Source organism: Paenibacillus sp. P32E (assembly GCF_001909085.1).
In the GTDB taxonomy this organism is placed as follows: Bacteria; Bacillota; Bacilli; order Paenibacillales; family Paenibacillaceae; genus Paenibacillus_AQ; species Paenibacillus_AQ helianthi.
This window is the reverse complement of record NZ_LVYY01000024.1, coordinates 1-25,331: the sequence shown is the minus strand read 5'-3', so window position 1 is coordinate 25,331 and position 25,331 is coordinate 1. Positions and strand designations below refer to the sequence as shown.

The window sequence follows — 25,331 nt, the reverse complement described above, 5'->3', positions numbered from 1 at the left end:
GTCCATCTATGATAAGCACCTGCGAAAAAGGCAGCAAAGCGCATCCCTGTTCAGAATCTGATTCAGGGGATACCGCTTGCTGCCTTTTTGTATACTAATGCTCTCCGGTTCAAAACATCTGGATAACGGTCAGGACCAGCCCCACTACAAAGCCGCACACCGCGCCATTGACCCGAATCCATTGCAGATCCTTACCCACCTTATCCTCCAGCATATCTACCAGACTGGCGTCATCCATCTGATCCAGGTTTTCTTTGACCAGAAGCCCCAGCCGGTAATGATTCGCTTCTACGAAGTTGATCAGGGAAGCACGAATCCGCTCCTCCCAGCCTTGAATCCACTCCTGCTCCTTGCTGACACGGCGGGCCAGCATGGCATACAGTCCAAACAGCCTGCGCCCCCCCGCAGACTTCTCTTCTTCCAGCAGGGCAACCGCCTTGCCGCGGAATCCTTCAAGCTGCTCCTGCAGGAACGCCACAGTGGATTCACTCTGCAGTTCATTCAAGCCCCAATCCTTAATCGCAGCGATCCGCGCCTCGTCATTCACCAGTTGAAAAATGGCAACACGGATCTCCTGGATGATCTGGTCACGATAAGGACTATCCTCTTCGCGGAAATCACGGATACCGGATTGCACCATACCCTGCAGCATTTCTCCCAGCATCTCGGCATCCACAAATCCGACGAAAGCCTGAAAAGCCATTCCCTTGAGTCCGCCCAGCTTCACCTCAGCCAATTTCTCGCTGGCGATCTTGCCCAGCATCGCCCGTGTCTCAGGACGGGCCGTCCAGCCGGAGATTCCACCCAGTGCATAATCCAGGGCAGCAACGTCCTTCCCGTCATTCATGAGCTTGGTGATAATGGTATCCGCTGCCGATCCAAGCTTCGCTTCACGGATATAGCTGGCGGCTGCTGACTGAATATAAGGCACAGCCTGAATGACCGGAAGCTTCTGTACGAAGCTTCTGATCTGCTCCAGCATTTCAATTCTCGCTTTTTTCCGGGCGAACAGCCGGGTTAGAAGAGTGCTGCCAAGCGCCACTATGTGGATCTTGCGAAGTTTGTTCTCGATACTCGCCTTGTTCAGCAGCTCATTCTCCATCGCAGAGATCAACGATTGAATAATTTTGTCCCGATTCTTCAGCAGAAGTGAGGTATGAGGAATGGGCAATCCAAGCGGATGACGGAAGAGCGCAGTGACGGCGAACCAGTCAGCAATCCCCCCAACCAGTCCGGCCTCAAAGCCGCCCCTCAGCAGGATAACGGTCAAATTTTCCGGCAAAAAGAGTGTAATCAAAAAACCGCAGGCCATAACAGCCAGCGAGATAGTCGCTAAATTTCTGGATTTCATTCGCAGTTCCCCCTTGCCTAAATGAATGGATGCTATCTGTAGGTCTGCCTTATATTGTACCACGGCAGAACTCTTTTCGAAAAATCCTCCATTACTGGACTAAGAGTAATTGCTCCCGGCGGAGCTGGAATGTGCTGGATGAACGGGATTCCTGAATTGTATGATGAGGGATTCACAGAAGATAACGTATGTATGGAGCTCGACAAGCCGGGGAAGTGTGGAAGAACAGTTCGAGCTGTATGATGAGGATATTCAAGAGGAGACGGGCTGGATGCGAACCTATTGATGATCGGGCTGGCCGGCTACCGAATTGCCACGAAGAACGCCGCACCGGTTCTAAAAGAAACGGCCGACTTTGTTGCGGGGAGCTACGCGAAGAATAGTGCCACTGGGGGTATGCACATCTATTTTGAAGAGAGGTAGGGGGAATAATGAGAGTCCTAGTGCCGGCCTGCTCTATATCTGACGATGCAGTATATAGCTCCAATATTCACCGTTAGCAAAATTAAAAGGATCAAATGTTGCGTCGTTGTCAGTGCAGTCAGAATTGGAATAAACATAATTTTCCTCCCTATTCGTATTTAATAAAGGTACCCCGTTAGCAGACGGTTTTTGGAGTGCTGTATTGATTAAGCAGATGATCCAAAGCTACAGACTGTTCAATCACCTTGGGATGTGTCAAGAACCCGTATTTTTTTTGCATCTGGTATAGCTTCTCCCTGGCACGTTCTACACGAAGCAGTGTCGCACTATCATTGTTCTGCATCGTTCCACCTCCTCTGTGTAATATTTTAGTACAAGCTGTCAAAAAACGGAACCCGTATTGAACCGCGCCTATTTATTTGCACAATGCCCGAATATCCGGTTAATGGACCAGCCCTGCGCTCCCCTGCCTGAATGCTAATATGTTAATATGTACGGGAGATTGCCGAAATGCCAAACAATACAAACATTAGGGGGAATCACAAGTTGAATATGTATCCTGGGATTGCCCAGTTATATCATAACCGTATGCTGCGGACAGAGCTGGAATGCGAGGCATTTGATCTGGCCCTGGAAGGCCTGGCTGGAGATACAGAGGATGCAGTGATCCAGCAAATCTTCCGCGTCTTCGATGATGATACCGAGCAGGAGGAGATTATGTTCGGACTTGTCCATTTCGTGGAGAGCTACCAGATGGAGATGTACCTTACGCAGCTGCTGGAGTCCCTGCCGGACATGCTGGAGAATGCGCGCAACTGGGCCATTGTGCTGAACCAAAGAATTCTGGACGACGACATCAGCCGCAGGGAATACGCCGATATCGCCGCCGGAATGAGCCCAAGAATCAAGAAATCACTGGCGTTTCTGCTGGAGGAGATCAAAGAGGACAACCCGAGGACATATGAGCGCAAGGTTAATGCCGTTCTTGGACAATTACAATGAAACACCACGGACGGGCGGACAAGATCAGCGAAGCTTGAACGTTCGGACGATTCCGGGGATATCGTCATTTACCATGCGGGACAGGATGCGGATCGGTCTGCCGAATCTTGCATAATCATAGTCATCGCCTTTGGCATTCAGAAACTCGTCGGGAAGCTCCTCGGGCACCATGTAAGCGTAGATTAGCCCGTTACGCACAGCCAGTCTGACTATCGGGGATTCATCGTAGCCCTTGGCCCGCCACTGCTTCAGAGTCATCCGGAACACCAGCAGTGTGAGCGCCGATTCATAGACTTTCCCTTTATATTTAAAAAGGAAATCCAGAGCGTATTCTGCATCCTCCAGCCGCCGGGTTCTGCTTCTGACCACTGTGTAGCATTTCCAGCTGCGGGGGAGCCTGATGCTGAAGCCATACTTCGGGCTCTGGTAGAGCAAGGTTTTTGGAGGGCCTGCCAGAAGGCCCGGGTGTTTCCTTTTCACTGCCGGCTTTCTTATCCGGGTGACAGGCTTCATCACGATCACACCTTTGCCGTAATAGATTTCAGAGCATAGCATACGTATACTAGTCAGAATATTCACAGCACCCAAGGAGTGACACCCTTAACCGATTTAATTAAGTAGAACTGTTCCAATTCGTCGATTGCAGGGACAACATTGCAAATCTGATGGTATAGTATAGATCGGCTAAAATTTAATTTATCCCGCAATGATATAAACGAAGGTGAATCCAATGAACAAGCTTTTATTTCACAATATACCGCTGGGAGCTACCGGTGAACGCATTCCGCAGGCGAACATCGCTTCTACCCGGACAAGCCGCGACATCGTGAAGCCCGGAGACCCCGATGGTGCTTACTTCCGCAGGCTGGAGGAGGGCGGAATTCTGCTCAACTCTCCGCAGATCGCTGCGGTGCGGCATCACCAGGGCCCGCTGTTGACCCTGGCCGGAGCAGGCTCCGGCAAAACCTCGGTGCTGATCTGCAGAACCGGATATTTGCTGTCCGTCCGGGGAATCTCCCCGAGTCAACTGCTGCTGCTGACCTTCTCCAATAAGGCAGCGGCGGAAATGCGCGACCGGATCGCCCTGTTGCCTGGCGTCAGCGAGAGTGACGCCGCCCGCTTGCAGGCCCGCACGTTTCATTCTTTTTTCCTTTATTTCCTGCGCCGTCAGGGCCTTCAGCAGGAAATTTTCAATGAGACCCGCCGCCAGCATATTCTGCTGAAGCAGATCATGCGCGAGCTGGGGCTGCCGAAGGATGCCTATCCCCCGGAAACCCTGCTAGCTCTGCTCTCCTCCTGCAAGATGAACCTGGGTGAGCCTGGCGATCTTCCGGAAACATCAACCGCTGAGCAGGAAATGAAGGCGGTTCTGATGCTCTATGAGCAGTGGAAGACCGACAATTTCAAAATCGACTTTGATGATGTGCTGCTGATCGCCTACCGGATGCTAAGGGAGAAGCCCGCGCTTTTGCTGGAGCTGCAGATGAGGTTTCTGTATGTAATGGTTGATGAGTTCCAGGATACGAATGCGCTGCAGTATGAGCTTGTCAAAATGATCGCCCACCCGCAGCATAATCTGATGGTGGTCGGTGACGATGACCAGACGATCTATTCCTTCAACGGAGCGCGCAGCGAGTTCATTCTTGAATTCGAGAAGTTATATCCGGGTGCCAGGGTTATCACACTCGATATTAATTACCGTTCCGGCCCCGCGATTGTCGGCCTCGGCAACGGAATTATCCGCCACAATAGGCGGCGTAGATCCAAAACTCTGCAAGCGGCCAAGGGCAGCGGACGCCAGCCCCGGTACCTGCGCCCGCAGACGGCGGACGAGGAAGCCGAGCAGATCGTGGATCATATCCTGAGTGAGGTGGCTGGCGGAAATCGAGCATACAGCGATTTCGCTCTGCTCTACCGTGCTTCCAGCAGCAACCGGGCTTTGCTGGAGCTGCTGCTGCTGCGTGATGTTCCGTATATTGACTACGGTGAAGGCCAGCTGCTCTACGAGCATTGGCTGATCTCTCCGGTACTCGATCATCTGCGGTTGTCGCTGAACCGGCGAAACTTCGCAGCGATAGAGAATATTCTGCCGACTCTGTACATGAACCGGGAAAAAGGCATGAACCACATCCGCCGGATGGAAGCCGTACAGCCCAAGCAAGGGCCGCTGATTCACCTGATGTCCCTGCCGGGGATGGAGGATTTCAAAGGCGCAAAGCTGAAGGAACGGCTGGAGCTGATCCGTGGCTTGGCTCAGTTGACTCCCGTCCAGGCAATCCGCCAGATCCGCACTACCTTCTATGACTACTTCATCGAAGCCAATGAGCGGCATCAAGCCACTCTCCACCGGGAGATGCTAAAAGAAATGCTCGATGAGCTGGAAGCGTCAGCGGAACGGTTCGACAGCCTCCCGGTATTCCTGGAGTTCATCGATCATGTGACTGAACGCAATGAGCAGAGACGCCTACCCGGCCTCAAAGAGCAAGGAAACCGGGTTGCGCTGATGACGATTCATAAGTCGAAAGGGCTGGAGTTCCCGGTAGTCTTCCTGATCGGGGCATCCGAAGGCATTCTCCCTCATAGCTCCGCGCTGGAGGGCGAGCGGCTGAAGGACCGGAAAACTGCAAAAACAGCACCGGGCAGCAAAAGCAGCACGGTAGTTGTCGGCAATGCAGCAGGCCTCGACGCGCTTGAAGAGGAGCGGCGGCTGGCTTATGTGGCCGTGACCCGGGCCCGCGAGGAACTGTTCATCAGCTCGCCAGCGCGGCACCGGGGCAAGAAGGCGGAGGTCTCCAGATTTATGCTGTCCGCCTTCCGCTCTGCCGTATCTGCTGCCCCGGCTACTCCGGCCAGCGCAGCTGCCGTAAGCAGAACCCCGGTAGCAGCACGCACTTCCTCCGGCCGATCCCACGGGGGAAGAACCCATACGGTTCCCGTCTGGAATTGCACCGGAAGCAGCTGTCCGGGCTGGACAAGGATGAAGGTAGGCGGCGCCGAGGATCACCTGTCCTCCAAACCATGCCCGCTGTGTAGCTCCCCGATGGAGAAGAGCAGCCGGGAAGTCCCGGTGTAACGTGGGGGTGCTCTAAGAATGGTCCCGGACCCAAAACGCCAGCAGTGCCTGTATCAGGCGCTGCTGGCGTTTTGTACACCGCAAACTACAAAAACCCCTTCTAACAGACGTAGCCGGAATCATGAAATCATGAGTTCCCTGCACGTTCTGCCCGAAGGGGCTGTATGGTTCCTGCCAAATTCGCATTAAAAAACGCACGGATTAACTTTTATCTCTTGCCCAGCTTGCATTACCGGCACTGTTCTTGTATGCACTTGTTCCTGTCAATAAACCAGACAAGTAATTGTACTGGTTTGGTTTCAAAAAGGATGCCATAATTCGCTTAATTGGGTTATTTTTTTCATTTGCCGATTTTTCAACAAGAACTTTTCCCTGTCCAGCTTACTTCAAGGCAAATGTTTTTGTGAATAATTTTTTAGCATTGCAACATAATCGCTTCCTCAAATGTATATAGGGCAGAACCACGGAAACGGTGGTAAATTTTGAGCCAAATAAGAGAGGGAGTTATAACAATGAAAAAAATGGTAGCTGTTGTACTTAGCGGTATGATGTTGATGTCCTTTACGGCGTGTTCTACTAACGGGTCTGCAAAAAACAATTCTCAAGCGCCGAAAAGTACGCAAGTCATCGGGGCAAAGAATGCCCAGATTCCTAATCCTTTTCAAAAATTTGATAGCATTGCAGAAGCAGAAACGTTTGCCGGGGTTACTATTACACTGCCATCCCAAGTACCTGCAGGCTACACCCAGAAGCTGATCGAGGCGATTAAAAATGACATGATTCAGATTACTTATCAATCTGGCGATGAGCAGTTAGTGATCCGTAAAGCAAAGGGCAGTAAGGATATTAGCGGAGATCATAACAAATATAGCGAAAATCTTTCGTTAACGGTTGGCGACAAGAAAGTCGTAACCAAAGGGGATGATGGTAAAATCCGCGTTGCTACATGGATTGACGGGGAATATACCTATTCGATCTCGTCTACAAGTGACGAGGCTGTCCTCGATGCTGCTGCCGTAAGTGCAATGGTTGACACGATTCATTAATTAAACCAGAGGATGTACGGGGATGGCGGGACTGTAGCCGCAGGACCGCCATAGCCTAATTCAGGAAGGTGATCGGATGATTGGTATATGCAGGAAGCGGAATCTGATTTGGGAATGGTTCCTTCTCTTAAGGATGGAGCTTTGTTCCCCGTTGTACTCCTTGTTTTCTGCGGCAGCCGGGGACAGCCGTAACAAGGTACTTCCCATGCAGGAGCATTTACGGTCAGCACAGATAAATGACCAAGCCCAGAAATTAATGTCTCTCTATGGGAAGAGTGTCTTGCGTCTTGCCTATTCTTATCTGCACAACACGAGTGATGCAGAGGATGTCTTGCAGGATACATTGATACAATATATAAAAGCTCAACCTCATTTTGAATCCCCCGAGCATGAAAAGGCATGGTTTCTAAGGGTTGCCATGAATATTAGCAAAAACAAGATCAATTATAATAAGGTCCGTAAAACCGATGATCTCAATGAAGACCTGGTAGCAAGCGCCGCAGAGGATCTGGCTTTTTTGTGGGAGGCTGTCAAGCAGCTTCCAATGAAATATCGTGAGGTCGTACACCTTTATTATCATGAGGGCTATTCTACGGCTCAAATCGCATCTTTATTAACAGCCAGAGAGTCAACGGTACGTTCATGTCTGCTGCGAGCAAGAGCCAAGCTTAAGGTTGTACTGAAGGAGGGGTACGATTTTGAAGAATAAGTATAATGAAGTGATGAAGAGGATAGAAGTTACCCCAGAGATACAAGAGCGCATTCTAGATCGTCTTCAAAAGCTGGATTGGGAACAGGAACCAAACAAAACAAGATTCTCTTTTTCACCTTACAGAAGGTACATCGCCATAGCAGCATGTTTCATGTTTTTGTTGGCGGGTTCATTAATAATCCACCACGCTACCCAAACACCAAGCGACCCTCCGGTTATGGTGAAACCCAACATCGTTGAACTCCATTCAGTTCAAGACTTGTCCAAGGCTGTAGGATTCACCATGCGGGAACCCGAACATTTACCATTTATCGTTGATAGCGTACAGTATACGGCTTACTGGAATGAGCTTGGGCAAGTCACCTACACGGGAGAAGCCAATAGCGTTGTATTCAGAATGTCATCCGGCAACGAGGAAGTAAGTGGAGATTATGCAGAGTACCCCAGTATTAAGGACTTAACCATTAATGGAAACGTCGTAACTATGAAAGGAACTGATCATCAATACGTACTTGCGCTTTGGCAAAGCGACGGCTTCTCCTATTCCGTGCAATTTACTAAGCCTGTATCCGAACAGGAACTGAAAAATACTGTTGAGAGCGTGCGGTGATTGCATAAAGCACAAACCTGAATGATAACATGTGAATAGAAATATGCAGAAGGGTTTGACATTCGGCATACAACCAAGCCCTTCTTCCGCTATCCGGGAGATGGGCTTTTATCTATACTGAAGCTTCGACAAGTTGAAGTACCTAGCCTACTGTCCAATCTTTTAGGTTCTCTCTATTCGTTATAATTATTGAATCAAACATTTACTAATCTTCTACGAACCTTGCATGATACCAGTGGTCTGATATCTTCTTCACTTTAAAGGTTCCTTGGATAGATGACGACTTGTTTAAAAATTTAGGTTTATGTTCATCTTTTCTGTATATCAATGAATACTGACCATTTTCGATTTCAAATTCTACTTGGTCTTTATAAACTCTGATAACAGATAAATAAGCCATATCGCCTTGATGAAAAGCTTTCGCCACAATTTTCTCCAGAGACTTTTTCTCTTTTTGGCTCATCGGTACTTCTACGAAATCTTCAGTGTTGACATTTTCATAATTTAAATTGACTGTTCCATCAGGTTTCTCTTCTACATTTATATAAGAGCTCTTCATTTGACCTTTGCTAAACTCACGATAAGCCAAGTCCGCTATAGTCTGGAAATCGCTTTTATAGGTATCAAAATCTTTTACCTTGTACTCCCAAGTTGACCACAGGAGATTCCCTAGTAAAAATTTACAACCCCCAAATAATACACTAAATGAAATGATGGCTATCAATACCGATTTAATTAACGGTTTAATTTTATTTGTTTTTGTTGATTTCATTCATTCAATCAATCCTTTCTTAATTAGTTTCTGGGAATATTACTGTTAAAACTGTTCATCAAACTCAATACTATTCCCCTCAAAACCATGAATTGTAATCCCAAAACCGTTAATTTTATCTAAGGTTGCCCCTCATACGTATCCTCATCAATAAACCGCCCCACCCTAGAGTCAAAATCGTGCGCCTCCGCATGAGAGTACCCGCTGTAGTAATCATAGCCAAGGCTCGTGTAGCTGAATAGGTTGTCCGGGCCGGACCCGTTCAGGTCGAATTCCTTCGGTTTCTCGGCCACGCCGAATTCGTCGTAGCGATAACGTGCTGAGATGCTGTCTACGTTTGCAATAAGTTGTTGAAAAAAAAGCTGATTTTCATATGGAAACCATACAAAATCAGCTATATCAAAAATCCCTATTCAACTATATACTAATTATTTGTCCCGAGTTTCCAATAATCCCTTCCTCAAAATAATTAGCAGGAACAGGGGTCAGTTTACCACCACTCATCGTGGACTTTATCATTCTTTGGTTTGCCAAGTCATAGACTGTCACTAGAATACCGTCAAAGACAACTCCGGATCTCATTGCATCATCACTCCAATGAATTTCGATAGCTTTAGTATCCAGTTCGAGACGGCCAGAATAGCCGAATAATACATCACTATACAACTGTACCAAGGTGATCTCATTCTCAACCGACGATAATACCGTTATTAGTTCCGAACTGGTGTCTTCGACCTCTATGGCCCATTTCTGATCAGGAGACATTTCCATCTTGAGTATTCGTCCGGGTACAATTGATGTATTCAAATCCACTCTCATATTTGACATCATAATATTCATCAAAATTTCCATAGCATCAATAGCTCTTTCATTCAATAAAAGCTCACTGTTCTCTATCCTTATTCTGAGCGAGTCGGAGACTTGCACATCTCCACTCAAGAAATAACCTTTTGGTCCAAAAACTTTTTGAATCAAATAAACTAACCATTCCAAAATATTTACCGTTTGTTCGCTGTCGGCCCATATCATTTGCTTACGATCTCTGGTCGGTTTCCAATGCAACCAGAGATCCGGCTGGCAGCTTGGCGGAGTATTATAATCAACAATGGAGGGATCTATGCTCTGTCCAGAATCTGAAAAATCCAGTGGATTATAATAAAATTCTCCATCTATCCCCACGTCCTTACCTGGAACCATTGTAGAGAGTATCGTAACATCTCTTTTCATTCTTCTTGTTCTTGCAAGGCCATCCACTAAATAATAGGTCTCTTCATCTAATTGACGGTCAAAGTTTATGACTAGCTGCATACTTCACACTCCAATCTACTGTTAAGGAATTACTGCGTTTTCCGGGATAGTCCACCATAATGGCGGTAATAAGGACGGAACGAATCGAATAACTCTATAAGTTACATAAGCACCACCGGTAATTGTTCCCGCCTTTAGTAAATTGTTATTCGTCTCCTTCTCCTCCTCCTTTTCAGGTAGTGGTACTGTAATATAAACCGGTTCTTCAGTAGATGTTTTCCTTCTTTCGTAATAGTATATCATCCCTGGATCTGTTGAATAATGTGTTTCAAGTACAATTTCTTTGGTTGGATCATATGGGTGTTTTAATCTGACCTTATCGGGGTTCCATAAAACACCTCTCACAGCAGGTTTCCCCTCTAAGTTCAAACCATTAACATACTTGCTTAGTTGCGCTTTCCCATCAATATTCCTCTGGGCATTTTTATAATATGTGATAGGTTTCAATTCATAAACTTGGAGTGTTCCTTGTGTATTAATCACAAAGTCTGCGTAACCGTAAGTTCCATCTACATAGTTCACTTTGTAATTATATTGAAAAGCGTTGGGTCCTAATAACCCATTCATAATAGGTTGAAATGTATTCTTTACTTGCATATGAATTGCAGTACCATAGACTGGATCCCCAAACTTAGGTGTACTATCAATATCCTTATGTCCACTTGGATCCATATATCTTAGTGGATTATTCCTCACATACGTATACAAATTCAAACTCAGCGGATTATCAATCTGCCCCTCATACGTATCCTCATTTATAAACCGCCCAATACTCGAGTCAAAATCCCGCGCCTGCGCATGGGAGTAGCCGCTGTAGTAATCGTAGCCCAAGCTGGTGTAGCCGAACACGTTGTCCGGGCCGGATCCGTTCAGGTCGAATTTCTCCGGTTTCTCAGCTACGCCGAATTCGTCGTAGCGGTACCGTGCGGACATGATGCCGTCCTGGCCTTCCAGGCCGATGACGCTGCCCTGTGCATCACTCAAGTAAAAGAGTGTCTTCGGCGCAGCAGACATAGCACTAGCTCCGCTGGCTCCGGCGGTCGACTCCCAATCGTTGCTCGCGTCTCCGCTTACCAGATAGCTCATGCTGATCCGTTCTTCACCGGCTCCGTACACATACGACTGCTTCCAGTTCTGTCCGTCTGCTCCGCTTGCGGTCAAAGGCTGCGGAATGCCCATGGTGATGTCATTGGTAAAATAAATGTCCAGCTGCCGCTTCTTATATTGCGGCTCCCAGCCATCCCGGTTGCCGGCAGGATTTCCTGGCGGGTACGCATCCTGAATCGCACCGTCTCCGAGGGTGGTCCGCATGCTGACCCGGTTGCCGTCACCGTCGTACTGATATGTGGTGATATCGCCACTCATATTGGTGTTCCCGATCAGACGGTTCGAGGCATCCCAGCGGTTGCTCTCCAGCACTTGCGGGCCTGCGGCCAGTGCAGCCTTCAGCATCGCTTCAGGGTTCAGAGCTTTGTCTGCTCCGTAGACCTCTTCCGTGACTCCTGATCCAAGCTTCGCATCCGGTAAGCTGGATAATGAAGCTTCGGCAGCATCTGGTAAGAGTGTTCCCGCAGGACCTGCAATCGTTGACAACGGATCTAACAGCCCAGACAACGCATCTGTCGTTTTGACAGTACCTGTAGTTGTGACTGCATCTGTAGTTGCACCTACGCCTGTCGCTGTGACTGCTCCAGCATCTGCACTTGTATTCTTGCCCGCTTCCAGTCCCTTTGTATCCGAGTAAACACTGTCCGGTACTGAAATCTTCTGCGCATTCGCCTGCGCCGTGAACAGCTTCAAAGCCGATTCGCTGTCGATCCCGCTCACTTCCAGCAGATTGCCTCGCTTATCGTAGGTGTAGTCCTTATAGTCGCTGCCTTTTTCGAAATGGGTCAGCTTGTTCGCTGCATCGTAGGTATAGCTCTCCATGGCGGTACTTCCGGCCTCTGTGGTTTCTTTCCCTAACCGGTTGCCCACGGTATCGTAGGAGTAGACGACCTTGGAGCCATTCTGCTTCTGCACCTGCACCAGTTGGTTCAGCGCATCGTAAGCGTAGTCTGAGATGTCTGCCGGACGCTGAGCTCCGCTCGGATTATCCTCATCACTACCGCCTTCCAGGCGCTTCGTGCGTGTTTTGTTGCCAGCCGGATCATAGACATAGGTTAGCTGCTCCAGCAGCCCACCGCCTGGTGCCGTATGCTTCATCTCCAGCAATTGCCCCACGCCGTCATAGCTATAGGTACTCTTCCCGCTGTTCGGCAGCAGCTTCTCGGTCAGGCGTCCGCCCGCATCATATTGATAGCTGGTGATCTGGTTCTGCGCATCCGTCACCTGCTTGATCCGGTCTAACTTATCGTAGTCATAGCTGACCACGGTGTTATCCGGGTAGATGATCCGACTCCGCTGTCCGGTTGCGGTCCATTCATAACGCACGTTATTGCCACGCGGATCAATGACTGACGTTGGCCGGTTCAGTGCGTCATAGGTATACCGCGTATTCCCGGTACTGTCTGTCATGAGGGTACGACGTCCCGCAAGGTCATATTCATATTTTACCGTAAGATTGCTGCCGTACTTAATCTGCTCCACCTGATTGCCCTTATTATAGGCATACACGGTTGTATTGCTGTCCGGTTCTGTGATCTTCTGCAGATTGCCGTTGGCATCGTAGGTAAGAGTCGTCTTCTCCTGCAGCGGATTCACTGATTCAGTGACCCGATTGAGTGCATCGTACTGGTAGGAGGTCACCGCTCCCAGTGCGTTGGTCTTGTCCAGCAGGTTGCCGGAGGCGTCATAGGCGTACTTAGTAGTACTGCCCTCTGCATTCTTCACTTCCGTCAAGCGGCCGAGCGGATCATACGTAAAGGCCGTCTCATGATGATCCGCATCCACGATCTTCTCTATGTTGCCTTGGGCGTCATAGGTATAGGAGGTTTCATACCCAAGGGCATTGCGCACCAGTGTGCTGCGTCCCAGCGCATCGTATTCGTAAGAAGTCTTTTGTCCCGCCGCATCTGTAAATTCAGTCATTAGTCCGCGGTCATTGCGGGTGACTGTCGTTTCTTCATTCAGCGGATTGATGGTTCCGGCATCCAGTCCCCGGCTGTCGTATTTGGTCGTCCAGACCGAATGATTAGGGTCGATGACAGCGACCTGGTTGCCGTTCTTGTCAAACTGGTATTCGGTTACTGCACCCAGCGCATCCGTTTCCTTCACCAATTGTCCAAGCGCATTATAGTCATAGTAGGTGCTGTTGCCCAGCGCATCCGTCTCTTTGATGGTATGGCCTGCCGCATCATAGCGGTAACGGGTCTTGGCCCCAAGCGGATCGGTTACGCTCAGCAGTTCATTACGTTTACCGTACGTGTAGGAGGTAATGTTACCCTTTGCATCCTTCTGGGTAAGCATGTTTCCGTTATCGTCATAGGTATATTTGCTCGCCTGGCCTTCAGCATCAGTAACTTCCTCCAGCTGTCCGACACTGTCGTAGCTGTAAGCCGTAACAGCTCCGGCTTCGTCCTTCGCTTCTTTGACACGGCCAAGCGCATCATAGGTCTGGCTGGTACTGTTATGGAGTGCGTCCTCTGTGCCGCTCAGACGGTACACATTATAGTTGCTAACCTTCTTGGTTCCAGCTGCATCTGTCTGCTCCACCGGATTGCCATTGGCATCATAGGTGACGCTGCTCGTCTGGTCCAGTGCATTGGTGACAGTAACCCCACGGTCTTTCTTGTCATATTCAACGGCCTGCAGTTTGCCTTCCGCATCCTTGATCTGAGTGGTCCGGTGCAGGGTATCACGTTCAATAATGGTCGTGTAGCCGCTTGGGTCCTTGATCTCCTTGGCGAATCCGTCGGCATCGTTGGTGTAAGCCGTGGTATGCCCTTCCGCATCGGTCACGGAGAGAGGAACTCCCTTGCTGTCCCAGGCAATGGCGACTGCGTGGCCAAGGGCGTCCGTACTTTTGACCAGGTTGCCTGCCGTATCGTAAGCATACGCGGAGCGGTTGCCGAGCGCATCGATCTCCTCAACCGGACGGTTCAAGGCATTATAACGTGTGAGTGTGGAATAACCGCTCTCATCCGTCCTCTGCGTTACATTTCCGCGCTCGTCGTAAGCCAATTTCCCTTTGTTGGCGTTAGCATCCGTAATGCCTGTTACCTGGTCACTGCTATCATAGCTGTATTTAACGATGGCTCCATTCGCCGCTTGGCGCTGTGCAACCTTGAAATTGTTGTTCCATACATAAGTTGTATCTTGATGCAGCGCATTGGTCCATGTGGTCTTGTTCGCCGTAGTGGTGATCGAAGAGGCTAATCCGGCAGTACTTGCCGCTGTAGCATGTCCGGAACTGGCTCTGTCGGCTCCATTGGCATTGCTGGCACTGCTGGTACCACTGGCACCGTTCGCTCCATTGGCCCCGTTTGCACTGTTGGCACCACTTTGTGAATAGGTCAAAATCGTCTGGCCTGTCCCTACACCCGCATGAACGATAGGGGTCTGGTTCGGGGTCATATCTCCGCCAAGAACGAATAGCCCGCCAGTCTGCACATTCAGATTATTGTTGACACTAACATTGTCACGGACGAATAAGTCACCGCCGGTTACCGTCAAATTCGCGGTCTGGTTATTGGACACAATCCCGCCGACGACCATTTCCTGGGCAATGTTCATCTCCACACGGGTGTTGATCGACAAATCTCCCGCAATCAGAATCCGCTTCGCATCTATGGTCAGCCCGCCGCTGTTGTAGGTCAGACTGCCGGTTTGCAGCGTATCCCCCACAGTAACGGAAGAATCATTGTTGAGATGAATCGTTCCCCCGGACCACAGATTGCCGTATAAGCCTTGGACCTTCTGCACATCGAGTGCAAGCTTGGTGTTGGCGTTCAGTCCCTGCTTCAGAATCAATGTGCCGTATACGCGCACGGTGATATCTTTATTTGTATTCATCCCGTCCAGGATCAGGACTATGGGCTTGCTCGGTGATCCGAAGGTAACACTATCTTCAACATTCAGCTGGCCCGAACTGACCACTGCAGGTGAAGTACTGCTGGACGCAATCGCACTTTGAATGTCAGCAATCCCGCCTGGAGCGGCAACTGCTGAGGCAATATAAGCATTCCGTTTGCTCTCAATGGTTCCGATGCTGGCCGCTAAATAATCGGCTATGAGCGGTTTCAGCCCTTCTACCTTCTTATATGCCGGTGCATGGGCGAGATTGTTCATCGTACCAGACAAAATCACTTCATCCGAGTCCGGAATATCCCGTCCGTTCGCAGGGTCTATCCCTGTCTGACCGTCATCAGGCTCTTCGCCCCGGACCACTGGAGCCACGCGCCCTTCATAGCTCGAAGAACTCGTATTCCCGTAAAAGTCGGTAAAGCTGGTCACACGCTGATGGTCATCATAGGCTACGCCCATCGTCGCAGCACCCTTGGCATCCGTTACGCTGAGTACATGATGGCTGTTATCATAGGTAAGCTTGGTTGTGGCTCCGTCCACATCTGTAATCGAGGTCAGATCTCCACTTGCCGTATCGTAATGAAATGACATTTGCCGGCTGGCCGGGTCACTTACAGCAATCAGCTTGCCTGCTCCATCATAGCTTAGACTTAGGGATGCCCCGGCTGTATTGACCGCCTCCAGCTTCGTTCCCTGATATGAAAAAGTGATCTTATTCCCATTCAAGTCCGTGACCGATTGCAGCAATCCTTCCGCATTGAAGCGGTAACCATCGCCTTGAGGCGATGTGAGGGTATAGGTCCCGGCAGATGGCGCACTTAGCGTCCAGTCGGTCCCGCGCGGGGTCAGATACGCTCCTCCGGACAACGGTACATATTCAAAAAGCGAACCGTCCGGGCTCATGACCTCCACCTTGCCGCCGCTCAGCGGTTTCAGTTTCCATTCATAGCTGTGATGCCAGCCAAGTCCAGCGACACCTGTGAACGGGTCACGACTTAAATAGCTCAACCTGAATTGCAGCGGCATCAATGCCTGCAATGTAATTGAATCTGTCGAGTAGACAAAATCACCCCGGGCCGGATCAACCGGCGCCTGTCCCGACGGGTTCACGATCCGCAGCCGGTCATGAATGGCTGCTTCCGTAAATTGCATCAGATCCCCGCTGGCAATGGCCCGGATAGTCTGCGGATTGACCAGCAGAATGGAGCTCAGTCCGCTGACCGTTCCCGAGGAAGCAGCCGACTGGTTCAGGACGGCAATGTCTTGTGCCTTCTCCTTCATGGCTTGCACCGTATCCAGCTTATAATAATAAGCCGCCAGGGCTTCCCAGCTGATTGAAAAAGCAGGCATAGGCGCACGCAGCACCGCAAGCGGCTCCGAATACCCTGAGAGCTTGCCGTCTTTCTTCGCTCTCGCCGTGATATGCGCAGCTTCACCCGGTGTGATCCCGATCTGCTGGCTCCATTGTCCTGCGTTATTGACTGCAATATTGGAGAACAGCTTTTCCTCCCTACTGGATGGATAGTAGAGCTCTAATTCAAGCAGGGTTCCTGGTTCAGCAGTTCCGGATACCACAGATTGTCCAGAGGCAGCAGGTTTGATCTGCAATGCTGCCGGAGGTGCTACTTCGTCGCCGCCAAGAATTTCGAAGCTGGCAATTTGCCCGTAGTATACGCCAACTCCGTTATATTCGGCAGGGGAGATGCAGACGTTATAACGCCCTTCCTCCAGCGGTACGCCTCCAATCTTGCCATCCCACTGATATTTATGAACGATGTATTGACCGTTCTGTTTCGTTTGATAATCTCCGCTCGTAATCAGATCCCCCAGGAGCGGGGCAGAACCGTCTTTTTGCGGAGTACACAGGTTGATGTTGGTCTTGTGAGACTCCTGGCCGTCATCCGCCGCATTGAAGCTGAACGAGATTTCAACACTTTTACCGGGTCCCGGGCTCAGCTCACTGGGCTCAATCCGCATATTGGTCGCTGCAAAGGCTGACGATGTGAGCTTGGTAAGTCCCGGAACAACCGGGACGTAAGAGAGGACCAGCAGCAGCGCAAGCATAAGGTTCACACGTGTTTTCATACTACCGCTGCGCCACTTCCTTGTTATCTTTCGAAATGTCATAGACTGATCTCCTATCCGTTATAAGTTAGAGTAATTTCAACTCGGCCAGCAGCTTGTACATAATGACAGCCGCCTCGGCTCTCGTGGATGAATGCTTAGGCTTCAAAAGCTGTGCGCTGCCCTGCACCAGCTTCTTCTCGACTGCAGCAGCTACAGATTCCCGTGCCCATGCGCTAATGCTGTCATTATCCTTGAATCCGGAGAGTCCAGCCTCACGCTTGACCGCATCCGCAGCAGTAGCCTTGTTGCCCGTAGTGCTGTCAATCGCCCGCATCAGCATCACCATCATCTGTTCACGGGTCAGCGGATCATTGCCATGAAAGAATCTGGCTTCGCCGGTTACGATTCCGGCCTTGGCTGCCGCCTCCACATATGGGTAAGACCAGCTCGCCGCCGGGACATCACGGAAGGTCGCCGTATCCGGCTGCACCGGCTGCAACTGAAGAGCTGCTGCCAGCAGCTTCGTGAATTCCGCCCGGGTCAAAATACCTTTTGGCGCATACACGGTTCCGTTCATCCCGTTCACGATTCCTCTTGCGGCGAGTACCTCTACCTGTTGCTGTGCCCAATGGCCTGACAAATCTGTGAAATCAATATCGCGCAGCATAACCGCATACAGTCCGGAGGCTGTAATCTTGGCCTGCACAAATCCATTCTCCGCTGCAGTCACTCCCCCGATATAGGTCCAGTTGCCTTTTGCCGGATTGTAGCTGTAGATTCCAAGCTTTTCACGACTTGTCGTCCAAGGCTCTTCCTTGGGATATTGAACCGCCAGTTTGGCCGGGATCAGAAATGGAGAACTCGCTTGTATCTGCCAGGCGGAACCTGCCTTCAGCAGTTTTTTGCCGTTTGCGTCGATCAGTGCCTGTGTCTCCAGCTCCGCTTGGGCCAAGCTTACAGTGGTATTGTCCTTGAAGGTTCCTGCTGAAATCTCCAGCCGCGCCAAGCCATTCAGTACAGACAAGATACCGCCGGCACTGCCGATAACCTGACTATCCTTGGCTCCGGTTATTACAGGGATCTTCACTTCCGGGGTTGAGCCCGAGTTCGAGCCGGTACCTGGATTTGGCGTTGTACCCGGGGATGGAGTTGTTCCCGGACTTGGAGTCGGGAGGCTTCCATCTTTTAATTCCACTGATTCTATGTAGTCGTCTTTCTTGCTGTACAACAGCTTACTTCCGTTAATTCCGATCAGCTTCGCCCCGGCCGGTACCGCCGGCAGAGGCTTCACTGCATAAGTAGAGAGATCCACCTGCTGCAGCGTAACTGCACCGTTAACATCCTCTTGAAAAACGGCCTGTCCTCCACCTATGGACATGAAGGCATACTCTGTTCCTCCAGGCTTCATCTCCGTGAGATCCACAGGCTGTGCCGTCAGGTCTTTGATATTCAGAAGCACATACTTACTCTCAGAGGCGCCGTTCTTTTGCTTAAACAGCACATGGCTCCCGTTAAAAACAAACCAGTCCACGTAATTCGCTCCGCCCAGACTAACAAGCGCACGCGTGACTCCACTGCTTACATCCAGCAGACTGAGACCCCCGTCACGGGCATTCTTATACACCACATCTCCACCTGCCAGTACCGGGAACCGTCCTTCGCCGAGGTCGGCTTCAACCCCCGTAGCCAGATCATGATAGATCATGCTGCCGTAATTTTTGCGCTCGTACCAGACCACGCCAACTCCATCCGTAGTCGGATTCCCATATTGGCCGGACTGCTTGTTAAGCTTGATGCGGGTGCCTGTTGCAAGATTTGCAGAGTAGATATCCCAGTTCAGGGAAGATTCCTGCTCCGTTCCCTTGTCCGCCCACACGGCAATACTGCCGCCCACTGAAGGGGCGTCCTTGGCGGATGAGCTCGTCGTAAGTACCGTACCCGCACCACTGGATTGATTCAGCGCGTGCACCTGTTTGACCCCGCCTGCATCTGCTTCCAGCCATACGATCCGGTCACCGGATACACTGTAGTCCGTTCTGCCCGGATCTGTCCCCGCTGCCGAGACCTGCTTCATGCTGAACCCCCCGCTTAACAGGCCCCCAAGCATACATACCACCGCCACTGCGGCCACAAGGGGCCGCGACAACTTCATTTCCCTTTCCAACCTCATTCACTTCTCTCCCCCAGCGCTATTTGTAGGCACGCCAAAAAACCAAGTGCCTTGAGCGGCCCGGCTGCCCTAACATCCTTCCCGGATGAAGTAGGCCCGTGGCTTTGCGTCTCCGACTTTCGTACGGATTTGCCTTTGTTCCAAACTCGGTTTTCAGTCCCTTTACCCTTATGTATTCGTGACTTTCGATGTACAGGACTCTATCATTATCGGAATTTATTCCTGTAGAATTAAGATGTTCTATTTTTCCCTTTTTTAGGGATTTGGGCATAGAAAAAACCACATGCAGGGGATGCCCCGCATGTGGTTTATAGTCAGCTTCTATACTTCTTCTACTGGACAAGCAAAAAGGGCTTCGCTGTAAGCAGTGTCATAGCTGGCTTCAGGGCATATTTCAGGTCCATGCCCACAGGAATCCGTCACGGTCCCAGGCGATTCTTCCGCCGTGCAGCTTGCGGAAGGCCTTCTTCACATCCTTGGACAACGAAGCATTCCCGTTCTCATTCACAAATACAAACTGCTCGCCAAAATTAGCCTTCACATATTCAATCGCAGCGGTCTGGTACAGGGTTCCCGTAAAACGGATCTCCTTGACCATCCACTCCGCTACCTCTTGTGCAGTTACTTCCATCAGGGTACTGCTCCTTCCTGTAAATCCCTCTACAATGCCTTCCCATTATAGCATGAATATGGTCACTCGGGAGGTTCACTGGACAGGGCAAGAGACGGGACAGTGGAGAGCGAAGAGGCGGGCCGAAGAACAAGAACGGGGAATGAACAGCACGACGGACGGGCAACAGTCAAGGCCATTCGGGTAGAACAGGTTCGCATAGAAAGGATTAGAAGAAGTGGAAGAAGCGGAAGAAGTGAAAGAAGTGAAATCAGACGGTCACTCTTCCGCCTCCCCGCGCAGGTTCGCTGCTTGGCGGTGTATAAGCCGAATTTAAGAATTAGAATACACTACCCAATGAATTCTCTGTTCCTACAGAGATTAATCAATGCACAGAGATCGATTCTGAAGCAACTCTATATCGTTTATGCTGAACAATAAAGGCTAGCTTACGTATCACGACGGAGATTAGTTGGCATTTATACAATTAATTTCCGATAAATCGTAGAAATACTAGTATTAGTTGGAATTAATCCACTTAATATTGATCAATATGGATAATTCGGGCTGAAAGTAGATTTTTAGTTTTACTTTTTCCACTGCAGTGCTGCGATACCGTAATTCCAGCTGATTAGTGGTAGTTTTTCTACATAAATTTTTATAACAACGATAAGTAATCATAGTTTAAGAATGTTGAGCGATACACATAGCAAACGTCCATTCCAGCGAAAGGATCGACGCTAAGCCTTGGAGTCAGGACTTATATCCCCGCCTCTACGCCCCCTCCTGCTCCAGATGCAGCAGCTGGGAGGGATCAAGCAACAGGGTCACACAATCCCCTTCCCGAACCCGCAGCCAGCGGCCGTCATTCAGCAGGTCTACGGTCAGAATGATCCCCTCTGCCATGACCGTGGCGCGGATGATATTGCCCAGAATCGACACGGACTGAACCTGTCCGCGTACATCCACCATGCCATCCGCATCATCCTGAATTGCTTCACCTTCAGCCAGCAGGGTTACCGCCTCGGGGCGGATTGCAAAACGGTCGGAGCGGCTGTCGATCCTGCGGAACAACGCGAGTGCCTCCGCCCGGTTGAATACGTTATAGCTGCCCATGAACCGGGCCGCGAATTCTGTGCGGGGCGCTGTGTACAGCTGCTCCGGGGAACCTTCCTGCACCATGCGCCCCTGGTTCATGATGCAGATCCGGTCCGAGAGGATCAGTGCTTCCTCCTGGTCGTGGGTGACGAACAGCGTCGTCATGCCCAGCCGCCGCTGAATATCGCGGATTTCCGCGCGCAGATTCTTGCGGATTTTGGCGTCGAGCGCGCTGAGCGGTTCGTCCAGCAGCAGCAGCTTCGGCTGGACGGCCAGCGAGCGCGCCAGCGCCACCCGCTGCTGCTGTCCGCCGGACAGCGCCTGCGGATAGACACCGCGCTTGTCTTCTAGATCGACCAGCGCCAGCAGTTCTTCGCACCGGCTGCGCCGTGCCGCCGGTGCAACGCCGCGCATGCGCATTCCGTATTCCACATTCTGGCTGACGGTCAGATTGGGGAACAGCGCATAGGATTGGAACACCATGCCCACATCCCTGCTGCGCGGCGGCAGCTTCGTCAGCTCCTTATCCGCGAGCCTGATACTGCCGCTGTCCAGCTCGGTCAGCCCGGCGATGCAGCGCAGGAGCGTGCTTTTGCCGCAGCCGGAAGGGCCCAGCAGCGTGATCAGCTCCCCCTCTGCGATGTTCAGATCTACTCCAGCCAGCACAGGCGTATCACCAAAGCTTTTGCGGACACCTTCCAGCTTCAGATAATCTTCCATTCCTTTATCCCCCTTATTGTGGACCTCCGGCCGCTAGACCTTACTTCGCCTGCCCTTTAAACTTCATGCCAAGCTTCATCAGCACGGCCGACAGCAGCAGAATAAATACAAAATAGGAGATGGCAATCGCGCTGGCCAAATGTCCGCTTTCCCCCACCCGCTGGTACAAATAGACCTGAATCGTCTGGATATGGCCTCCCACCAGCATATTCGTCAGTACGAACTCCCCAAACAGCACGGAGAAGGACAACAGCGCGGAGACCATGACCCCCGGCCAGATATTCGGCAGAATCACATTTACAAAAGCAGTCCGTCTCCTGGCCCCAAGCAGCTCAGCGGCATTCAGCAGCTCTACAGCCGATACACTCAGCAAGCTGTTGCGGATGCCCTGATACATATACGGCAGGATGACCACGAAATACGCCCCGACCAGCAAATAAGCAGTACCTGAAATGTCGAAAGGGCCAGAGGAATAGGTGCGGATTAGACCTACAGCCGCCACAACTCCCGGCACAGCGTAAGGCAGAACAACAATCCCCTTCATGAAGCTCTCCCAGCGCGGAAAATAAACCGTAATGACAAAAACAGCCGGCAGCATCACGGCAAGACTGAGCAGCACGCTGATGATGCACAGATACAGCGAAGTCCACAGCGCTTCCAGAAAGCGGATATCCCGAAACATGTCACTGAACCAGCTAAGTGTCCAGCTGCGGGGCAGCAGCGTATTCTGCCAATCCTGGGCAAAAGCATATAATCCCGTTGCCAGCAGCGGCAGCAGCAAATAGACCATGAGCAGGAGCATGAAGGTGCGCGGGGCGAAGCCCGCTTTGCGCGTATTCATGGTCCCGCCTCCTCACGGACTGCTGGCCAGCGCCGGTTGGATCGTCCGCTGCTGCGCTCCTGCCTGGCAGGAATTCTGCCGCCGAATCCTTCCATCCGCCGCACCATCCGCTGATTAAGGAACACAGCCAGCAGCGTACTTAGTGCCAGCAGAACCGCCAGGGTGCTGCCCATCTCCGGCTGGGTCACCACATCACCAGCAACTAATGAACCGATACGGACAGCGAGCAGATTATAGTTCCCGCCAACCAGCGCGTAGGCAGTAGCATAAGCGCCCATCGCATTGGCGAAGAGAATGCCAAGTGTACCGAAGATTGCCGGAGACAACACCGGCAGACCGACCGTCTTCCAGAACTGCCAGGATCCTGCTCCAAGCAGGGAAGCCGCTTCCCTCCACTGCTCCCGGATGCCATAGAACGCCGGGTACAGCAGCAATAAGGCCAGCGGAATCTGGAAATAGACGTACACCAGAATCAGACCGGACCAGCTGTACAGGTTAAATCCGCCAAATACGCTCCAGCCCCACTGTTTGAACAGCAGCGTGAACACGCCATTGTTGCCAAGCAGAATAATGTAGGCAAAAGCCAGCGGAACCCCGGCAAAGTTCGAGGTCATATTGGACAGCATCAGCAGCCGGTCCCGTACCGCAGGGGCAAAGCGGGTAATGCAGTATGCACATAGAAGCCCTACACCCACCCCGATCAGGCTGGAGAGGACGGAGATTAGCAGGCTGTTCTTGATCGCCTGCATATAGTAGGCACTGCTCAGCGCATGCCGGTAGTTGGCCAGGGTGAAACCCGCTTCGTCCGCGCTGCGGAAGCTGCCCGACAGCATGGAGAAGACAGGCACCACCTGAAAGGCCAGCACCATCAGCACAAACGGAGCCAGGGCCAGCATCAGGCCGCGTTGTCTCTGTTTCATCCTGCACGCTCCTCTCGTGAAGAATAAGCAAGCGGGCGCCTTAGGCATACAGCTCAGGCGCCCCCATATCTCTTGTATGAAAACTGATTATTAAGGCGGTTAGTTCAAATGCACAAGCACGCGTTCCTGCCACAGCTGGGGAAGGCTCTTCGCGGTTTTTTCCCACACTTTATAGTCACCAACCGGCTTCACATTGGCGTATTCCGCTTGAGGCAGCAGCTTCGCGGCAACATCCTCCGGCAGCTTCACGCTGTCGCGGATCGGACGGGCATAGCCTTTCGCCAGATTGATCTGCCCTTCGTCGCTAAGAATATACTCACGCGTCAGCTTGGCCGCATTGGGATGCGGGGCCCATTTGTTGATAACCGTCGCATAACCGCTTACCACACTGCCTTCCTTTGGAATCGCGACGTCAAAACCATTTTTGTCGATCTGGTCCTTATAGTTCAGCGCGTTGAAATCCCACAGCAGCGTCACTTCCACTTCACCCTTCTCGATGTTGGCAAGTGAAGCCTCAGCATTGGAGAGCCGGCCTTTTTTCGCCAGGTCTTCAAAGAAGGCAATCCCCGGTTCAATGTTCGACTCATCTCCGCCAAAAGCAATCGCTGCGGCGAGCACAGCCATTTGGGCCTGAGCCGCTTTGGTCACATCGCCCACGATGATTTTGTAATTGCCGTTCTTCAGGTCCTCCCAGCTCTTCGGCGGGTCAGCCACTAGCTTGGTATTGGTCAGAAAAGAAATACTGCCCTGATAACCCACAACCCAGTTGCCGTCCTTATCCTTGGCCCAAGTAGGAATCTCATCCCAATGGGAGGTTTTGTAGGGCTGGGTTACGCCTTTATCCACTGCAACCGTACCGAAGGCAATGCCCACGTCACCAATATCGGCTGTCGGCTTATCCTTTTCCGCTTCGAACTTGGCAATTTCCTCTGCACTCGACATATCTGTATCGGTATGTGTAATTTCATACTTGGCCGTAATATCATTCCAGGTATCCTTCCAGTTAGCCCACGAATCCGGCATGCCCACACTGACTACAGCGCCTTCTTTGGTAGCTTCGGCTTCAATTTCGTTTAAGCTCAGCTCTTTGGCCCCGGCATTGCCGTTCTCTTTATCAGCTTTGGCTTCCGAGTTGGCACAAGCGGCAAGCAACAGGACGAGCAAGGACAACAGCAGACCCATGGATAAAAGTTTTGCGAATCTTTTTTTCATGATTTCCCTATCACTCCTATTTCTGATTTGCGGGCTCCCTCTCTGATCCAAGCTTATTCGCTGCCCAACTGAAGTATAGGGGGACACTATTCGCCAGACATTAAACTGAGTAGTAAGATTTGTAAAAAAAATAGGGGCTGTCCCATAAGTGGATTTTCTATGACTTAGACAGCTTTCTTCATTCTTAAGACCTCAAAAAGTGAGCAAAGCAGCGATTCTCCCGTTATTGGAGGATCGCTGATCTGCGTTTTTGATCATTGGCAGCTTGCTTCAGCAGATTATGAGCAAGGGAAAACCACCCGACTTCAAGCGTCACTTTTCCCATGCCGCGAAGCAGAAACCTCCGGAAGCCCCGGTTGTTCTTCAGTTGTCCAAACACGCTTTCTGGTTCTGTCATTCGGCGGACGGCCAAGGCATAACCTTCTTCACTC

20 protein-coding genes and 1 riboswitch are annotated in these 25,331 nt (G+C 51.0%); of the genes, 6 read left to right on the top strand and 14 right to left on the bottom strand.

What is annotated here, in order from left to right; genetic code table 11:
* Positions 1 to 109: 109 nt before the first annotated feature.
* Positions 110 to 1,351: a DUF445 domain-containing protein gene (locus A3848_RS19940; protein WP_074086615.1), complete on the bottom strand. Its 1,242-nt coding sequence runs from the start codon at positions 1,349 to 1,351 to the stop codon at positions 110 to 112.
* Between the two features lie 160 nt (positions 1,352 to 1,511).
* Here A3848_RS19940 and A3848_RS33045 point away from each other — a divergent pair, with 160 nt between their 5' ends.
* Positions 1,512 to 1,637 carry a hypothetical protein gene (locus tag A3848_RS33045; RefSeq protein ID WP_256702483.1) on the top strand — a complete coding sequence of 42 codons (126 nt, stop codon included), beginning with the start codon at positions 1,512 to 1,514 and terminating at the stop codon, positions 1,635 to 1,637.
* 312 nt (positions 1,638 to 1,949) lie between these two features.
* Here the strand turns inward: A3848_RS33045 and A3848_RS19935 are convergent, their stop codons facing one another.
* Positions 1,950 to 2,117, bottom strand: a complete 168-nt coding sequence (locus A3848_RS19935) for an aspartyl-phosphate phosphatase Spo0E family protein (protein ID WP_074086614.1) — start codon at positions 2,115 to 2,117, stop codon at positions 1,950 to 1,952.
* A 209-nt stretch (positions 2,118 to 2,326) separates the two neighbouring features.
* Between A3848_RS19935 and A3848_RS19930 the strand changes: the two genes are divergently transcribed.
* On the top strand, positions 2,327 to 2,776 hold the full coding sequence (locus A3848_RS19930; protein WP_074086869.1) for an Imm30 family immunity protein: 450 nt from the start codon (positions 2,327 to 2,329) through the stop codon (positions 2,774 to 2,776).
* A gap of 24 nt (positions 2,777 to 2,800) precedes the next feature.
* Here the strand turns inward: A3848_RS19930 and A3848_RS19925 are convergent, their stop codons facing one another.
* Positions 2,801 to 3,355, bottom strand: coding sequence for a hypothetical protein (locus A3848_RS19925; RefSeq protein WP_244169830.1), 555 nt, complete (start codon positions 3,353 to 3,355; stop codon positions 2,801 to 2,803).
* A 151-nt stretch (positions 3,356 to 3,506) separates the two neighbouring features.
* Here A3848_RS19925 and A3848_RS19920 point away from each other — a divergent pair, with 151 nt between their 5' ends.
* From A3848_RS19920 to A3848_RS19905, 4 genes are all read left to right on the top strand, one after another.
* A complete protein-coding gene (locus tag A3848_RS19920) occupies positions 3,507 to 5,849 on the top strand; it encodes a UvrD-helicase domain-containing protein (protein WP_074086613.1) in 2,343 nt (780 codons plus the stop codon).
* 512 nt (positions 5,850 to 6,361) lie between these two features.
* The gene (locus A3848_RS19915; RefSeq protein WP_074086612.1) at positions 6,362 to 6,895 is read left to right on the top strand and encodes a hypothetical protein; all 534 of its coding nucleotides are present in this window, start codon (positions 6,362 to 6,364) and stop codon (positions 6,893 to 6,895) included.
* 133 nt (positions 6,896 to 7,028) lie between these two features.
* Positions 7,029 to 7,604 (top strand): RNA polymerase sigma factor, encoded by a 576-nt coding sequence (locus A3848_RS19910; RefSeq protein WP_256702482.1) that lies wholly within the window; start codon positions 7,029 to 7,031, stop codon positions 7,602 to 7,604.
* On the top strand, positions 7,594 to 8,217 hold the full coding sequence (locus tag A3848_RS19905; RefSeq protein ID WP_074086611.1) for a hypothetical protein: 624 nt from the start codon (positions 7,594 to 7,596) through the stop codon (positions 8,215 to 8,217). Before A3848_RS19910 ends, A3848_RS19905 begins: the two co-directional genes overlap by 11 nt.
* A 205-nt stretch (positions 8,218 to 8,422) precedes the next feature.
* Here the strand turns inward: A3848_RS19905 and A3848_RS19900 are convergent, their stop codons facing one another.
* The 11 genes from A3848_RS19900 to A3848_RS19850 all read right to left on the bottom strand — a co-directional run.
* Positions 8,423 to 8,989, bottom strand: a complete 567-nt coding sequence (locus tag A3848_RS19900; RefSeq protein WP_074086610.1) for a hypothetical protein — start codon at positions 8,987 to 8,989, stop codon at positions 8,423 to 8,425.
* 119 nt (positions 8,990 to 9,108) lie between these two features.
* Entirely contained in the window at positions 9,109 to 9,282 is a 174-nt protein-coding gene (locus A3848_RS32425) for a hypothetical protein (RefSeq protein ID WP_178382045.1), read from the bottom strand.
* 124 nt (positions 9,283 to 9,406) lie between these two features.
* Positions 9,407 to 10,297: a hypothetical protein gene (locus tag A3848_RS19895; protein ID WP_074086609.1), complete on the bottom strand. Its 891-nt coding sequence runs from the start codon at positions 10,295 to 10,297 to the stop codon at positions 9,407 to 9,409.
* A gap of 21 nt (positions 10,298 to 10,318) precedes the next feature.
* A complete protein-coding gene (locus A3848_RS19885) occupies positions 10,319 to 17,389 on the bottom strand; it encodes a DUF6531 domain-containing protein (RefSeq protein WP_178382044.1) in 7,071 nt (2,356 codons plus the stop codon).
* 25 nt (positions 17,390 to 17,414) lie between these two features.
* Positions 17,415 to 19,499, bottom strand: coding sequence for an S-layer homology domain-containing protein (locus tag A3848_RS19880; protein WP_074086608.1), 2,085 nt, complete (start codon positions 19,497 to 19,499; stop codon positions 17,415 to 17,417).
* Positions 19,500 to 19,550: 51 nt separating this feature from the next.
* Positions 19,551 to 19,643: riboswitch (cyclic di-GMP riboswitch) on the bottom strand.
* Between the two features lie 250 nt (positions 19,644 to 19,893).
* On the bottom strand, positions 19,894 to 20,130 hold the full coding sequence (locus A3848_RS19875) for a DUF6953 family protein (protein ID WP_074086607.1): 237 nt from the start codon (positions 20,128 to 20,130) through the stop codon (positions 19,894 to 19,896).
* Between the two features lie 753 nt (positions 20,131 to 20,883).
* Entirely contained in the window at positions 20,884 to 21,927 is a 1,044-nt protein-coding gene (locus A3848_RS19870; protein WP_074086606.1) for an ABC transporter ATP-binding protein, read from the bottom strand.
* Between the two features lie 40 nt (positions 21,928 to 21,967).
* Complete coding sequence (locus tag A3848_RS19865) at positions 21,968 to 22,768, bottom strand: ABC transporter permease (RefSeq protein ID WP_074086605.1); 801 nt, start codon at positions 22,766 to 22,768, stop codon at positions 21,968 to 21,970.
* A complete protein-coding gene (locus tag A3848_RS19860; protein ID WP_074086604.1) occupies positions 22,765 to 23,688 on the bottom strand; it encodes an ABC transporter permease in 924 nt (307 codons plus the stop codon). Before A3848_RS19860 ends, A3848_RS19865 begins: the two co-directional genes overlap by 4 nt.
* Positions 23,689 to 23,787: 99 nt before the next feature.
* The gene (locus tag A3848_RS19855; RefSeq protein WP_074086603.1) at positions 23,788 to 24,900 is read right to left on the bottom strand and encodes an ABC transporter substrate-binding protein; all 1,113 of its coding nucleotides are present in this window, start codon (positions 24,898 to 24,900) and stop codon (positions 23,788 to 23,790) included.
* A 223-nt stretch (positions 24,901 to 25,123) separates the two neighbouring features.
* Positions 25,124 to 25,331 (bottom strand): transposase (locus A3848_RS19850; protein ID WP_178382038.1); only part of this gene is annotated, 208 nt, incomplete at its 5' end.